General features: G+C 31.9%; 12 protein-coding genes and 1 pseudogene. 10 read left to right on the top strand and 3 right to left on the bottom strand.

Annotated elements, in window-relative coordinates; translation table 11 throughout:
• Nucleotides 1-256: 256 nt before the first annotated feature.
• Entirely contained in the window at nt 257-634 is a 378-nt protein-coding gene (locus ACLR9T_RS12165; protein ID WP_176932128.1) for a PBECR2 nuclease fold domain-containing protein, read from the bottom strand.
• A gap of 659 nt (nt 635-1,293) precedes the next feature.
• On the opposite strand from ACLR9T_RS12165, the gene ACLR9T_RS12160 reads away from it, so the two are divergent.
• The 5 genes and pseudogenes from ACLR9T_RS12160 (at nt 1,294) to ACLR9T_RS12140 (ending at nt 5,928) form a co-directional block, all read left to right on the top strand.
• Nucleotides 1,294-1,542 (top strand): excisionase, encoded by a 249-nt coding sequence (locus ACLR9T_RS12160; protein ID WP_022229657.1) that lies wholly within the window; start codon nt 1,294-1,296, stop codon nt 1,540-1,542.
• 261 nt (nt 1,543-1,803) lie between these two features.
• Nucleotides 1,804-2,130: a hypothetical protein gene (locus ACLR9T_RS12155; RefSeq protein ID WP_117968912.1), complete on the top strand. Its 327-nt coding sequence runs from the start codon at nt 1,804-1,806 to the stop codon at nt 2,128-2,130.
• 307 nt (nt 2,131-2,437) lie between these two features.
• Nucleotides 2,438-2,773: a hypothetical protein gene (locus ACLR9T_RS12150; protein WP_118447092.1), complete on the top strand. Its 336-nt coding sequence runs from the start codon at nt 2,438-2,440 to the stop codon at nt 2,771-2,773.
• 97 nt (nt 2,774-2,870) lie between these two features.
• Nucleotides 2,871-4,142, top strand: a pseudogene (locus ACLR9T_RS12145) (AbiH family protein).
• Nucleotides 4,143-4,359: 217 nt separating this feature from the next.
• The gene (locus ACLR9T_RS12140) at nt 4,360-5,928 is read left to right on the top strand and encodes an ATP-binding protein (RefSeq protein WP_412578851.1); all 1,569 of its coding nucleotides are present in this window, start codon (nt 4,360-4,362) and stop codon (nt 5,926-5,928) included.
• Between the two features lie 34 nt (nt 5,929-5,962).
• Here ACLR9T_RS12140 and ACLR9T_RS12135 read toward each other — a convergent pair whose 3' ends face one another.
• A complete protein-coding gene (locus tag ACLR9T_RS12135) occupies nt 5,963-6,934 on the bottom strand; it encodes a recombinase family protein (protein WP_117968963.1) in 972 nt (323 codons plus the stop codon).
• Nucleotides 6,935-7,608: 674 nt separating this feature from the next.
• Here ACLR9T_RS12135 and istA point away from each other — a divergent pair.
• The 5 genes from istA to ACLR9T_RS12110 all read left to right on the top strand — a co-directional run bounded on the left by istA (nt 7,609) and on the right by ACLR9T_RS12110 (nt 14,930).
• Complete coding sequence (gene istA / locus ACLR9T_RS12130) at nt 7,609-9,057, top strand: IS21 family transposase (protein WP_413109779.1); 1,449 nt, start codon at nt 7,609-7,611, stop codon at nt 9,055-9,057.
• Nucleotides 9,054-9,800, top strand: coding sequence for an IS21-like element helper ATPase IstB (gene istB, locus ACLR9T_RS12125; protein ID WP_413109778.1), 747 nt, complete (start codon nt 9,054-9,056; stop codon nt 9,798-9,800). The genes istA and istB overlap by 4 nt, the downstream gene beginning before the upstream one ends.
• A 490-nt stretch (nt 9,801-10,290) precedes the next feature.
• Nucleotides 10,291-11,865: an ABC-three component system protein gene (locus tag ACLR9T_RS12120; RefSeq protein ID WP_412957002.1), complete on the top strand. Its 1,575-nt coding sequence runs from the start codon at nt 10,291-10,293 to the stop codon at nt 11,863-11,865.
• Nucleotides 11,858-12,598 (top strand): ABC-three component system middle component 1, encoded by a 741-nt coding sequence (locus ACLR9T_RS12115; protein WP_147515216.1) that lies wholly within the window; start codon nt 11,858-11,860, stop codon nt 12,596-12,598. The genes ACLR9T_RS12120 and ACLR9T_RS12115 overlap by 8 nt, the downstream gene beginning before the upstream one ends.
• Nucleotides 12,591-14,930: an AAA family ATPase gene (locus ACLR9T_RS12110; protein WP_147515215.1), complete on the top strand. Its 2,340-nt coding sequence runs from the start codon at nt 12,591-12,593 to the stop codon at nt 14,928-14,930. The genes ACLR9T_RS12115 and ACLR9T_RS12110 overlap by 8 nt, the downstream gene beginning before the upstream one ends.
• A 594-nt stretch (nt 14,931-15,524) precedes the next feature.
• Here ACLR9T_RS12110 and ACLR9T_RS12105 read toward each other — a convergent pair.
• On the bottom strand, nt 15,525-15,877 hold a 353-nt coding region (locus tag ACLR9T_RS12105; RefSeq protein ID WP_413109777.1), incomplete at its 5' end, for an ATP-binding protein.

Here is a 15,877-nt window from a genome sequence, read left to right as displayed (position 1 = left end):
AAATTCCTCCTATGATTTATTTATATTCTATCATAGAAGGATTATTTTTTACAGATTTTTTCTCACACTCTCTTCCCGTCATTAATGCAAAAACCGCCTTGAAATTCAAGGCGGTTCTCTAAAGAATAGTTATTTGGCAGGCGTGGCGTTCTCCTGCATCTCTCGGGTTACCCCTGTCGTTACCATCGGCGTGTGGATGCCACGAAATTGTCCACCTCAAATAACCTTATCTTATCCTACTAATATTATAGCACTTTTATTCATTTTTGTAAAGAATTTTTTTAGTACGAAGATAACGATTATATCTTTTATCATCAACTTTAAGAAAGGTTATAACAGAGTTTTTATAACCAATAGGGTCTTGTGATGTCTTCAATCGCAATATAAGTTGATAATTCTTACCATTATCACAAATGTGTTTTAAAATAAATGCCGTATTTGGTTTGTTAGCCTCAAGTATATAATCTGGACTTTCCAATATTTCATTTACATATTTAAAATATCGTTCGTAATCGTTAGGGTGACGTTCTTGTATATGCTCAATCTGTTGTTGTGTTATGATAACATCGCTTGTCTGTATATCAGCTGTCACGCATCGATATATTTCAATGTCTATTTTTCCAATAATATGCACAACTGTACCTACCGTTCTAATCTGTAATATTAAATAATATTATTATACATTATTTAATGATTTTTTACAAGATATTTCGTATTATCGACAAATTAAAAGTGTGACAATTTTGTGAGGGCATATAATAAGTGACACTGAATGTAGGGGAGAGTATAGTAAACGAATGCAACTGTATGTTTGCTAAATACATAATTTACAACCAAATGCAATACATACAACTAAGCTGATGAAATGAAGAGATATATTGGAGAGAACAAAACCAGAAATGAAAAGTCAATCATATAAATTAATTTTATACTTGTTTTTGGTTATTTTATAGGGATTTTTAAATCGTAAATTGAACGCATTAGTAGAAATAAAGGTATTAATGGAACAGCTTTAGTTATTACAAATCTTCTTTTGTGTGTAGAGGTATATAAAGCTGGTCGATTTACACATGAAAAATAAAATGTCTAATAATGTTGAACTCGTATTATAATGTTCTGACATTGCGGCGGTAATTGCCACTTCATAAATCGCACAAAATTCGAGAATCATTTTAACCAAACTTCTACGATATAAATGCTTTTTCTTTGCCGATATTAGTTGCTATTTTCTGAGTTTTGAGTTATATATGTAATAACAAAAAGGTTATTGTACATGAAATAGGAGGCAGTAATATGGCTAATCAAAAAGATATCAGTAGCATTAAAAATAACATTCCAATAAGCGAAAAATATATGTTGACAATATATGAGGCTTCTGCTTATTTCAATATCGGAGTTAAAAAACTCAGACGGATGGCAGAAAACAATGAAGGTAAATTCGCTTTTTATATGGGTAACAGATATTTGATTGTAAGAACAAAGTTTGAAAACTACATTGAGCAGTTGATTATGGACGAATTTGATGTGAATGAGGATGAGTAATGCAGGGGATAAGAAAAAGATATTAGATAACAGAAAGTTTTACAAACATATATATCTTGTAAGAATATTAATACACTTGCGAGTGGTTAGTAGAATATGGCTTACCGAGAAATAATGAAACGACAGTTGAATACTTAGAGTTTTGCTAAAACCTTAGCTCTATCATTTCAACTGCCATTTCATTATAAACTATCAGATTAATCTAATAAAGTTAATAAAAATTTAAACTATCTTGTTACAGTTTTTGCGTCAGTAAGTGGGATGAGATTTTTTAGAGAATCCCACCACATAATTTTTGCGGTATTGGTTGTAGAAAGCAACGGAATACTTATATTCTCCTATGGTAAATTAGTAGTACAACGTAGGAATTTACCGTTTGTATCAAACTCTGCAACCAAAATAATTTCACCTAAAGTGCTGTTTTTAAGTGTAACAGATAGATTCTCACCATTGATATTACAGTCAATTTCGGTATTAGGACTTGCCGTCGGACTTGGAGTTGCGGTTGCGGTCGGACTTGCAGTAGGATTTAATGTTGGAGTCGGACTCGGGCTTGCACAAGTCAAGGTTTTAAACTTGATACAATGAAAAAGGTTTGATTTCAAGCCTTTTTGCGTTTTTAGAGAAAAATTTTAGACTACTTTTGGTGAAATTTTGAGTAGGCTAAATTGATCCAGCCCCCTTAGAGATAATCGGTTAAAAGTGTATCCCTTAACATGCTATTTGACTGATTTTAATCGGTTAAAAGTATAAGTTTAATATTTGGATTTGCTTGTTAAAAAAGTTTTGTAGGACTTACTAAATGCAATTTTAGCTAAAATATGATATAATATCCTATATATTTTTATAAAAAATAATATCCGATTAAAATATAGAAATTAAGGAGATATGTATTATGAATAAAATGTTTAATGGCACGGAACGATTACAATTATTTGGCTTAGAGATAATTGCACTTATATCCCAAGGAAAATCAGAAACGATAGAGCAAATTGAACAACATATTGATGCTGGAAATTTGATTCAATATATCAGAGAAAAGTATAAAGATAATATGTTTAATACATTTGATGATGATTGCCCATATAATTTGGAGGATTGGAATCAAGCGTTTGCAGGATATAGTGAATATATACAGGGAAATGAGAGAAGCAAGTTTGGTATTTATAATGATAATGAAGGATTATTATTAATAGTTGCATTAATACTAGAAATTTTATCTGGTAGATAGAGAATAGTTTGATTATGGATTGGATGGTTGTGACAGGGATTCTACGACAATGGAATTTTATTAAGACACGAGAGAACGAATAGAAATAGAAATATTATTGATTGGAAATGGGTTTGATTTAGAACATGATTTGCCAACTCATTATAAGGATTTTCTTGATTTTTGTGACAAAGCAAGAAGAATTTATACTTTTTATGACGACATATTATTATGTGAATATAAACAAAAAAATCTTGATAATTGGGAAGTCAATACATATATTAAGGAAATTTTGTTAAAAGCTTTTGAAAACAGAAAATACACGAAAAGAGTTAATGAAGATGGAACATATGATACAGAGGTTACAACTTCAAACAAAGCATTAGATGAAATGTATACTTGCATTAAACATAATGTTTGGTTTGAATATTTTTTGAATGCATCTTCTAATATAGGTGAGAACTGGATAGATTTTGAATTGGAAATATCAAAGGTTATTCAAGCGTTAGATTCTGCAAGATTTCAAGTTCAAGCAGGCGGTTCTGTAAGAAATGTTGAGAAGTATGAATCCCAAATGCTAATGAATATATTAAAATGTTCAAAGGGGTAGCTGCAAAATGCATATGGGAGTTCATCCCAAATAGATGTATTTACGAAATACTTATATACAGAGTTAAATATGTTGACACGTGCATTGGAAATTTATATTGCTGAATTTGTTGGAGGAATTATAGTTAGCAAGAGAAGTACAGATATAGAGAATTTGAATCCTGATCATGTATTATCATTCAATTATTCTGATACATATGAAAAGATATATGGCAAAGAAAAGAAGATTAAATATGATTATATACATGGAAAGGCCAATATAAATAAGAATGTAAAAACCAGCAATTTAGTGTTGGGTATTGATGAGTATTTAAATGACGAAAGAAAGGATTCAGAATTAGAGTTTTTGGTATTTAAAAAATTCTATCAAAGAGTATATAAATCTACCGACAATGATTATTTAAATTGGATAGACAGGATTAGAGATGAATATGCAAACTATATAGAAAACAAAAATAATATGTTAGAATCGTATAGAAACAGCCATAATTCAGTAATGAAGCATATTTATTTGGTATCTGCTAAAGAAAAGATTCCTAAACATAACTTGTATATTTTTGGTCACTCATTAGATATTACAGATAGAGATGTATTGCGACTATTTATTTGTAACGATAATGTACAAACAAAAATATTTTATTATCGAGAAAATGAGGAAGACAAAAGAACTCTTGGAAGATTGATTAAAAACTTGATACAAATAATTGGTCAGGAGGAGTTAATTAAAAGGACCGGCGGATTGCATAAAACTATTGAATTTATACCGCAAGCAATATCTTAGAATGAGACTAAATTAAATTTCAGTATTATTTTTAGAACTATACCGAGTATCTTTTCTGCGCTTGCCGGATTTATCCGTAGCAACATTGCTGCGTCGAGCATTTTCTTCCTGTACGGCATCGAATATTTCTTTTGAAATAATGGGGATATGCCCGTCTTTTAGAAGGAATTGCTCATAAGAATGATCATTGTAGTGTAGAAACAAAGGGGGGAAAACTATGATAATTAAAATTGTATTTTACAAATCTTCATCAAAGTTTTATGATTCGGTTTGTACAAATTGTGGGATATTTGAAAACTTTATTCAGAATAAATCAGAAAATATATTAACTCTAACATTTGAAGAACTGAAAGAGCATTTTTTTGAATTAAAACATATTATGCTCACAATTAAAAATTGGTCTAAAACGGAATATTACATAGATGAAAAAGAAGCTACAATTAGTGATATTGATAATCTGTTTACAATCTTAAATTGTGAAAAAAGTTATGAAAATGAAATATTATCTGATGAGTTTTGTTATTCGGGAGCTGGTTGGGGATGCAATTCGTTATCGTCTATATCTCTTAGGAAGGGGTATTATTCGTATCGATCAACGCTGTGTTGGTATGATATAGGTCATTTTGAAGGAGATATTTGGATTGTTGATAAAGAACGCATAATGCAAATCCTTACTAGTGAAACTACAACAAAGAATTTGAATTTATGTAAACATTTTCAAATAGATAAAATTGAAAAGACCGTAGAGAACTTACCTGATAAAATAGATGTTACTGAGGATGGAGAATGGGAATATAAATACAGAGAAGCTCCTATGGGGATGCAACAAACCGAAATTATAGGTATAAAGCCTAAGGAACAATACTCTTCATTTAGAGGTGGATTCTCTATATCTCTTGATGGAAACAATGATGAAAATAACGAAACAACTGAGGAAGAAAAGAATATTCCATCTACAACTTTTGACGATATAGGCGGTATAGATAGTATTGTTCAGCAAGTAAGAGAGGTCATAGAATTACCTCTAATTGCACCTGAACTTTTTTCACATTATCATATTAAGCCACATAAAGGAATTTTGTTATATGGTCCTCCGGGGTGCGGTAAGACTCTTATTGCTAAGGCAATAGCAAACGAGATAAAAGCACATTTTGTTTCTATTAATGGTCCGGAAATACTAAATAAATATATTGGTCAATCGGAAGAAAATTTGAGAAAGATATTTGATGAAGCAAAACATCATAGTCCAGCTGTTATATATTTTGATGAATTCGATTCAATATCATCAACTAGAGATTCCGATGGCAATCCCCACATGGCAACAGTTGTAAATCAGCTTTTGACTTTGATGGATGGCATTGATGAAAACAATCAAATCTGTGCGATTGCTTCGACAAATAGAATTGATATGATTGATGAAGCAATCAAAAGACCAGGACGTTTTGATTATGTTATAGAGATACAAAGACCATCTCCAGAGGGGTGTAAGGCGATTTTTAGAATACATACTGAAAAAATGCCTGTAGACAAACATTTTAATAAAGATGTATTTGTTGATAAATATTTAGTGGGTAGTTCGGGAGCGGAAATAGCTTTTGTTGCATCTGAAGCTGCATATAATTCCATTAGAAGAACTGTCAATATAAAAGAGTTGTTTGATGAAAAGTGTGATTTTGTAATTTCTAAAGAAAATATTTTAATAGAGGAAGATTTTATAAAAGCAGCAAAATTACTTAAGGATAGTAGGCAACGTGCTGATACTGCGAAATGGAGAAATATTAAGTAACAGGGGATGGGTAAATCTTGATAAACTGTAAAAGTTATTTCTCTTTTGAACTATACCGAGTATCTTTTCTGTGCTTGCCGGATTCATCTGTGACAATATTGCTGCGGCGAGCCTTTTCTTCCTGCACAGCGTCGAACACCTCCTTTGAAATAATAGGGAGATGACCATCGTTTAGAAGGAACTGCTCATGAGAATGGTCATTATTTTGAACTCTCTTATGCTTGGGAGTATAGATACTGTAGGTTTTAAAGACAAGGGCATTACCGATGTATTTTTCGTTGCTGAGCATTGTGTCGATGGTTCGTTTGCACCATTTATCTTTGCCGGTGGGAGACTTGATGCCTTGTCTTTCAAGTTCTTTAACAATGCCTAATATGCTCATGCCGGAAAGATACATAGTAAATATATTTTGAACGATTTCTGCTTGCTTGCGATCTATGGTCAGTTCTCCGATGTCAGATTTTGTGTATCCAAAACATGCTCTGGAGTATATTTCAGAAGTGCCATCTTTCAGTCTTTTCTTTATAGCCCAATTTTGGTTATCTCTGCGATTTTTATTTTCTTCTTCAGCAAAGGCAGCCAATGTTGTTAATATCACTTCTGAATCTTCCTTGGAAGTATCAAGGTGCTCTTGGTCAAATATGACGGTTACATCAAGGTCTTTTAATTCTCTGAGAGTTTGAATAGTATCTAAGGTGTTTCGCCCAAAGCGGCTGATGCTTTTTGTCATAATTATATCAAGCTTTTTATTTCTGGCATCTTCAATCATGCGCTTAAAGCCTAAACGGTTATTTTTGGACTCTCCGCTTTTAAAGTCAAGATATATGTCAACAAAGCGCCAGTCAAGGCGTCTGCTTAATAGCTGAACAAAAAATGATACTTGAGCAGCCATACTATTTAACTGTTCTTGAGTGTTACTGCTCACTCGACAATATATTCCTACATTTTTGTATAAGGTAGGGAGAACAGGTTTTTCTTTTATAATTCTAACTTTTTTCGGTTCCATAATAACACCTCAAAATATACAATTTTTCTGCAAAAACATCAATTTAGCCTACTGAAAAATGAAATTCCATTAATTTTATATACTATCTATTATACACGAAAGACCGCATAAAAACAAGATATTTCGGTTAATTGTATTAAATTTATCCATTAGCCTAATCGGTGCATATGAAAACTTGAAAGATAATACAAAATTAAGGTAGTATGTTTAGATTGTTTATCATATTTCTTTTTATCGAATTCATAACGACATATTGATTGCACATTGTCATCTTTTTGAACCCATAAAGGCTATGGTTGAAGTATATAATTAAAATATTCAAACTATTTAATAAATAATTAAAACTTTTATAGCTAATATAAAGTAAAAAGAACGTGTTACCATTAAAAATATGATATAATAAAATAATATTTTGTAGAAAAATGTAAAAACATCTTGCATTTACTAAAAATTAGGACTATAATAAATTAAATAAGAGATATAAAAATTATATGTCAGATATATTATAGAAGAAATATGAGTAGGAAGTGTTTTTATGTCAGATACGATAATAACTATGTCTGCTAAAATAAAACTGAGCCATTAGAGGAAAAAATGATAATAAAAAAGTGAGCCACAAAAAATAAATCTTCTGTATAATAAGAGAAAAAACTTGTATACAGGAGGGATAAGGAGTGGCAATAGCAATGGATATTTATGAAAAGATCAGATATTATCGAGAGCATACAGACTTCAGTCAGCGTAACGTAGCAAAGATACTGGGAATCTCACGAAACACAGTAAAGAAATATTGGGAAGGACAAACAGTTCCATGGGAACGCAAACCGGGCAGTGGCAGAAAAAAGGACATCATCACTGATGAAGTTAAAGTATTTATCATGAAGTGCTTAGATTCTGACCAGAAAGCTCCGCGAAAGCAGCAACATACAACACATAAGATATACACACGCCTGGTTGCTGAGTGTGGTTTTGAAGGCTGTGAAGCTTCTGTAAGAAGGGCTGTGGCAGAACTTAAGGACAAGGTGAGCAATGTATTTGTACCACTGTCTTATGACCCTGCCGAAGCCGTTCAGATAGATTGGGGTGAGGCAACTGTAGTACTTGGTGGGATCAAGCAGAAAATCCAGATATGGTGTATGCGTGAATGTCATAGTGGGGATATCTTCGTTTCAGCCTTTTATCGGCAGAATGAAGAAAGCTTCCTGGAAGGAATCGTAAAAGGGCTTGAACATTTCGGCGGAACACCGCGGAAGATCATTTTTGATAATGCTCGTGTTGCTGTAAAAGAAGGCTTTGGATACCATGCAAAAGCAACAGATAAATATTTTTCCCTGTCGGCTCACTATGCCTTCAAACCGGTATTCTGCAATCCTGCACAGGGGCATGAAAAGGGGCTTGTAGAAGGTCTGGTCGGACTTGTCAGAAGAAATTTCTTCGTGCCTGTCCCTAACATATCGACCATAGATGAGCTGAATAAAAAGCTTCTGGAATACTGCGCTGTGTACAGGAATCATAAGATACCCGGAAAAGAGCTGACTGTAGGTGAAATGACTGAAAACTGTAAGGATCACTGGATCCCTTTACCACCGTACCGCTATGATACGTCAAACACACTTCAGATTAAGGTTGATGATTTCTCCCTCGTGAGATTTGATCACAACAAATATTCAGTGCCGTATCAGTACAGTTCCAAAATGATAACTGTTAAAGGCAGCGGTAATCAGGTCATAATGCTGTTCCGTGGTGAGATCATTGCGAAATATGATCGCGATTACCGTCATAACCAAACCCATTATCGTTTAGAGCACTACATCGGATTGATTGAAAAGCGTCCGAGAAGTGTTTACAATGCTGCACCGATAAAGGAAACTGTTCCGACCGAACTTTATCAGTTTTTGATGAAACTGAGCAGTCCCAAAGAAATTGTCAAGGTGCTGCGGCTGTATCTTGATACCGGAAATGCGGTAATGAAACACTTGCCTTATGCAGATTCCTACAATACGCTGTATGCAGTTGTAATCGGCAGTTCGGTAAGAAAAATGCAAATAGAATCCTCCATCGAGATTGTACCGCCGGATCTCAAACGATATGATTCACTGATGAAAGACGGTGATGCAGTATGAACAGCGTACAGAAAGAAATGATCAAACTCTATGCAAAACAGCTCAGGCTGCCGACTTTCAACAACTATGAAAAGGTCATACGGCAGCTGTCTGCTGACGATGGCTATGCACAATTTCTAATAGAACTGATGAAACAAGAACTTGCAGAACGTTCAGCAGCCGGTCAAAAACGCAGGATAAAAGCTGCGAAATTTCCAACATTGAAAACGCTGGATGCATTTGATATGACAAGGCTTGAAAATGTCAATGAAAGCACCATACAGCAGCTCGTTTCCTGTGATTTCAAAAAGCAACGTCAAAATATTGTCATGATCGGAAATCCCGGGAGTGGAAAGACACATCTTTCAATCGCACTTGGCATGAATGCCTGTGAAGCGGGGTATCGGGTAAAATTCTATACGGCGGTCAATCTTGCTGCTGAGCTTGCAGAAGCTGTCCAGATGAACAGACTGTCCAAACTTGAAAAGAGTCTCAGTAAAATAGATCTTCTAATAATCGATGAACTCAGTTATCTGACTTTTAACAGGTACCAGTCAGAAATGCTATTTCAGATCATATCAGAACGTTCAGAAAGAGCCAGTGTTATCATAAGCACAAATCTTGAATTTTCACAATGGACACAGCTTTTTGAAAACGAAATGCTGCTTGCTGCACTCATAGACAGAGTCACCTTCAGATCCTTCGTTCTGAACATGAACTGCAGCTCGTCTTACCGTATCGACTCGACCTTGAATCACGATTAGTGGCTCAAAATTTTTTTATCACAACTGGCTCACTTTTTTATTAGCGAGGTGGCTCAGTTTTTTATTGACAAAGGCATAATAACAGCTTTAGCTAGTGCAGGAGGAACTTTATTAGTAAGTATAATTACTCTTATTACAAATGCACTTGTTAAAAGATTCAAAACTAATTTATAAATTCAGCAAAAAGAAAAAATTTAAACAACGTATATAAAGAGTTAATTTCTATAGTTAATCTTTATCCTAATAATAACATGAATGTTTCATACAAAAGGGTTGATGAATATTAAAGTGAACTAGCACAGACGATACAATGGTTGGAGAACATACTGCAATAGGACAAAATTAAAGAAGAAAGTATATGGGAAAAAGAAAGCTTCTTTGTTTGTGCAAAATAAACATTGGGGTTAATTGAAAAAACAGAATTTATTTATATATATATGGATTTAGTATAATTGAATATAGGTTATTTTGCAATGAAAGAAGGGGTAGAATGTGTATTAATACTAAATTGGAAAATGAGAATTGGGATGCAACAAATAGTTGGAGTGGCTATAATTATCAAGGTAAAATAGCCTTATTTGTGGTATTAAAGAAAATAAATGAATTGATTTCTATCGGGAAAGTTGATGAAATAGAGAAATATAGTATAGAATTAGAATGGCTGGAAGATTTTTCGATATTGTATAAAGATAATGACGGTGTTCAATACAAGACTATTCATCAGGTGAAAGCCAAAGATAAGCACAACATTACTGATTACGAAGATGCCTTGGTAAAACTATATTACAAGATTGTTAATCACAAAACTATTGAGTATGCGTATTTGCATGTGTGTAAGTCAATAAACTATGATGAAAATGAATGGAATGATAAAGTTAAGGAATTGATATTGAAGTGTAGTCATATAAAGGCATTGCAAAATATAATTATTTCTTATAAAAGTAATCCGAAAAAAAAAGATGAAGTAGAAAAAATATATAAATCAGGCAGAAAATCAGAAGTCAATAAATTAATTAAAGAGTACAACGAAAAATATTTTGAGTATAGAAAAATTAATGTTCATAATGTTGATAATATTTTGGACAGGATATTGTCGGATTTGCAAGCACAAATGTTGACGAGCCAAAATATACAAGATGAAGATATAAAAAAATTAGAAGTGTATTCCTATTCTAATGGCAATGTATACTGTGAATTGGCTGAAATTAATGATTTAATTAAGGTAGAAATCAATAGCTACTGGAGAAATACTGGGGCTGAAGGATGGAAATGTACTGATCAAAATTTTTGTGAAATGATCTTTTTATGTTTACAAGGATTAATAGACAAGCATATTACGCAAAGACATATTCAGTATAATAAAACCGCAGAGCGGAGAATAGGATTTAATCGGATTAGAAAGGTGCTTGATAGTGATGATTCGATAAAAAGATGTGAAGAATACTATTTATACAATATTAAAAATAAACTGCTAATGATGTGCGGGGAATATCATGAGTACTGTTTAGATGAATGGGACTCTGAAGAAGAAAGAGTAATGTTTTGTAAGCAGTGTGAAGTGAGTGCATTTTATGAACATATTTCAAGAATGAGTGAGGATAAAATCAGAGATTTAATACATACAATCAATCCGAATGTTTTAAAGAAAATAGACGAAATGAATTGGGCTGAATACTGTATTATTGATAGATACAAAAATCCGTTTTTTAAGGGATTGCGTGATATAAATTCTACATTTGAAAAAGATAGAGATTATATTTCGTATGTGGGGAAAAAAAAGACATTAAATTTGTTGACAACAGTAGGAAATCGTGATGGAAGTAAAAAAGCATTAATGCGTGCATGTGGAGAAATTGTGGCTAATCCAAATTTATATGAGATATTAATGGATGTTAATTGTCTGATAAGTAGAGATTTGGAAACAGATTCAATTTATGATGGAGCAGGTGATTTTTTAAAGGAATTCGAAATTGAAGAGGAACACATATATCATTGTAAAAATATTAAGATGGAACCTTTAGAAGATGCAATTGTAGACATTGATGGAGGAATAGAAAATGATTAATGTTATTAAAGAAATAATGTTTGATTGTGCATATGAAAATGTAGTTCAAACAGAAATTACGTTTGAGGAAAAAGTGTATAATCTGAATATATTTAAACATAGAGAAGTTGAAAGTCAGATATTTATTGTGTTACAAATTTTAGAATCACAATTGGTTGCACAGGACAACTATAAAGATTTGGTAATTGAAATTGCTAATTATTTTAGAGAAAATGATATATATGTTCCGGATATGGATAAAAATACATCGCTAATCTACTGTGTTAAAAGAGATATTAAATCAAATAAATTGGACGAATTAAAGGTAAAGATAGAGGATGATCCTTTCTATTTTAAGAAATATGTATTTGCATACAGTGAGGCACAGTCAGATGAGTTTAAAAAATTACGTAAGCAACATAACTGGACAATCAACGAATTAATTCAAACATATATTTTTGATACCGAAAATTTTAGTAAGTTTAAAAAGAATGGTGATAATGAAAAAATATATAAATTGGTTTCGGAATTATTTATTAAAATCCCTATTATTCCAATAAATTTTGAAACTAATGGGGAGATAAAGAGTGTATCAGAGTATATGCTAGATATTAAAAAATGTAATGATGATGAATTAGATCGGTTGGATAACATTATTGAAACTTTGAATAGTCCGCAAGAGAACATGGAGCAGTTAGTGAATAAGGTATTAGAAGATTGGGGTTTCGTCGGTTTGGAGGAAAATAATGAATAGTACAATAGTTATAAACAAAATTTTCTTAGATAATTACAAGTTGTTTGAAAATTTTACGCTGGATTTAAAAAATGGATTGAATATATTTGATGGACCAAATGGATATGGAAAAACAAGCTTATTTGATGCCGTAGAATTTTTGATTACGGGTGATATAAAACGAGTAACAACCTGTGAGGTCTTAGATGGAAAATATAAATATCAGAAGGTGTTTTTTGCAAAAGATTATAAAAAAGATGTAATTATTAAAGCGGAGTTTTGCAAAAATGATAAAATATTTGTTTTAGTAAAGAAAATAGAGGGACATAAGGAGTGTAATAGTTCTATTGATAATAACCCAAAAAAATTGAAAGAAATAACAAAAACTTATCTTGTTTATAATTTTGATGATATAGAATATTCAGATGAATATTTAGTGCCATTAGAAGAATTGAAAAAGATGCAAACAGAACTTTTCGGAAAAACTTCACAGACTTTGTATACGTTGTTATATTATATTCAGCAAGAGGATAGGCTTGCTTATTTCAAGAATAATGAAACAGGTAGAATGGGAAGTATTAATTCATTGTTCCAGATTGATGATGAAAATCAGAAACTTAAGAGTATACAATCGGCTAAAAAGAAAATAAGTGATTTAGTTAAATATTTAGAAAAACAGATAGCAGAATTGCAGGAGAGTCTATATGCTGATTTTGAAAATGAATCAGGAGCACAAGTGAAATATAGAAAATTGCTTAAGAAGGATGTTGTATGGGATGTTGAGGAGCCGATTATTTCTTCCCCCAAATCCTTGGAGCATACTCTACATATTTTAGATGGTGTTAAAGAAATTGTATTAAATCAAGAACAGTTACGAAATGATTTAAAAAATAGTAAGTATAATAATTTATTAAATAATGCCATGTTAGAAACTCAATTAAAAGCGTATATTATTATGCGATATATACAAGATGATATTGAAAAGTATATTGAAAGCAAGAAGAAACTTCTGTTTCTAAAGAAGGAAAGTAAAAAAATAAAGGACTTAGATTACATAAATATTGAATATCAGCAAATAGGAAAATATGTTGATAAAGCAGATGTTTGTGATAAATTGGTTCAAAAAGTTTTAGAGTATCGAAAAATTGAAAAGAATGTTCAACAGACACAACAATCTATAAATGAGATGATTAGAATTCGTGAGCAGTTGATGAAAACTTCAGAAGAGGAGAATATATTTGAGGATGGAAAATGCCCATATTGTGGTTATGTTTGGCAGGAAAAAGAGCAGTTATTAAATAATATTGAAAAAACAACTAATGATGTAAATTCTCTTCTTGGAACGACAGGAAAGCAAATGAAGGAGATAGTAGATACTATTAGTGAAACTTTTCTGCAAAATGTGTGGGGTGACGCTGAAGTTTTAATTTCTGATTTAGAGAGTAATGTGTTGCTTAGTGCTTTTATGGAATTCGATGAAAGTGATATTGTACAGAAATACAAATACATAGAAAAATTTCTAAAAGATAATATGTTTGAGATTTCTTTAACGGATGAGTTTTCTGTAAATAATATGGAAAAGAATATTCAGCAGATTCAGAATGTTATAAAAAATGAAATATGTGTATTACCAGAAGAATATTATCAAAAAAAGAATGAGTACCAATTTGATAGTCTTTTAAAGGAATATTTTTTGTCAATAGAAGAGGTGGCAGAGTTGAAGGAAGGGGATATAGTACAGAAAGCTGAGTTTTTAAAATATAAATTTATTATACAAGAAAGAGATAAAAGCAAAAAGATAGAGAACTTAAAGAGGAAAAAAGAATGTATTGAAGGTGAAATTAGTAAAAAACTTAATCAATACATGAAAGATTGGAAAGCCAGTATTGATAAATATCAAGGCAATATCATTTCACAGGTTGAAATACCTTTTTATATTTATAGTGCAAGAATTTTACAATCGTATCAAGGCGGACAGGGCATATTAATTCGAGATAAGAATGGTAAAGAAGAATTAAATTCTATCAGATTTACAACACCTAATGAGGAACATGATATTTTATACACTATGAGTTCAGGACAATTATCTGGTATTTTGCTTGCATTTTCGTTAGCATTACATAAGATATTTATAAATGCTGGATTGAATATAATGCTAATTGATGATCCGGTTCAGTGCATGGATGATTTGAATATAGTTTCGTTTGTGGAATTAATAAGAACAGAGTTCCCCAATGTTCAATTCTTAATTTCTACACACGAAAATAGTTTCGCTGGGTACATTGGATATAAGTATAAGAAATATAATTTGCCAGTGCAAAGATGTAATTTGAAGGAAATAAGTACATTGTGACACGAGCAAATAAGATCACATCGGAAGAAAAGATTAGGATGAGCTGAGTAATATTTTGGATGCTATATATCGAACAAAGATTATCTAAATTTTAATGATAATTTTATAGCATGTCATAGGATTATATAACAAAAGAAAAAATGAACACAGAACAAATATTCGTGCAACAATGTATTGACATTTGTGCACGGATGTTTTATTTTATACAGTATTGGGAGGTGTGATTGAGTGAAAAAATTAGTATCAATAAGTGTACGAGTTAGTAAAAAAGAGTTAGACAAATTTAAGTAGGCTACTAGATTAGTCATATGTTTCATATAGTAAATTTGTGCGAAGAATGACACTTATCGAGCAGCAAAAATAATAAAAAAGAATAAGAATGAACGCAGATATGTCAGATTCGGTAATATATCGAACCAAAAACTATGTTGATAACTGGGATGAAATGAAATCATATAGGCTGTTTGCGCTGGAGACTGGTTGGCACTGGTAAAAGGAGTATTCTTCAAGTTTTGTGTAAATACAAAATAGTGCAGAAAAATTTATTTAAGTGGACGGAATTAAATTCCGTCCGCTTTTACGTTATCAGAAAAATCAGCAATTGTCAATAGCTGATTCTATCAGCGAAGAATATCTCCAACTGAGAATGAATATCACCTCGTTTTCAAAAAGCTGTGTCCATTGTGAAAATTCAAGATTTGTACTTATGATAACACTGGCTCTTTCTGAACGTTCTGATATGATCTGAAAAAGCATTTCTGACTGGTACCTGTTAAAAGTCAGATAACTGAGTTCATCGATTATCAGAAGAACTATTTTACTGAGACTCTTTTCAAGTTTGGACAGTTTGTTCATCTGGACAGCTTCTGCAAGCTCAGCAGCAAGATTGACAGCCGTATAGAATTTTACCCGATACCCCGCTTCACAGGCATTCATGCCAAGTGCGA

It is taken from the genome of Thomasclavelia sp. (assembly GCF_047249845.1).
In the GTDB taxonomy this organism is placed as follows: domain Bacteria; phylum Bacillota_I; class Bacilli_A; order Erysipelotrichales; family Coprobacillaceae; genus Thomasclavelia.
Note: the sequence above shows the minus strand (reverse complement) of the source record. Positions and strands in the feature narration are given on the sequence as shown.

Bases quoted from the DNA above. Each gene is read 5' to 3' on its own strand.
- istB (WP_413109778.1), top strand. From the start codon at position 9,054: ATGAACAGCGTACAGAAAGAAATGATCAAACTCTATGCAAAACAGCTC.
- ACLR9T_RS12115 (WP_147515216.1), top strand. From the start codon at position 11,858: ATGATTAATGTTATTAAAGAAATAATGTTTGATTGTGCATATGAAAAT.
- ACLR9T_RS12120 (WP_412957002.1), top strand. From the start codon at position 10,291: ATGTGTATTAATACTAAATTGGAAAATGAGAATTGGGATGCAACAAAT.
- ACLR9T_RS12135 (WP_117968963.1), bottom strand. From the start codon at position 6,934: ATGGAACCGAAAAAAGTTAGAATTATAAAAGAAAAACCTGTTCTCCCT.
- ACLR9T_RS12150 (WP_118447092.1), top strand. From the start codon at position 2,438: ATGAATAAAATGTTTAATGGCACGGAACGATTACAATTATTTGGCTTA.
- ACLR9T_RS12160 (WP_022229657.1), top strand. From the start codon at position 1,294: ATGGCTAATCAAAAAGATATCAGTAGCATTAAAAATAACATTCCAATA.
- ACLR9T_RS12140 (WP_412578851.1), top strand. From the start codon at position 4,360: ATGATAATTAAAATTGTATTTTACAAATCTTCATCAAAGTTTTATGAT.
- ACLR9T_RS12155 (WP_117968912.1), top strand. From the start codon at position 1,804: ATGAGATTTTTTAGAGAATCCCACCACATAATTTTTGCGGTATTGGTT.
- ACLR9T_RS12110 (WP_147515215.1), top strand. From the start codon at position 12,591: ATGAATAGTACAATAGTTATAAACAAAATTTTCTTAGATAATTACAAG.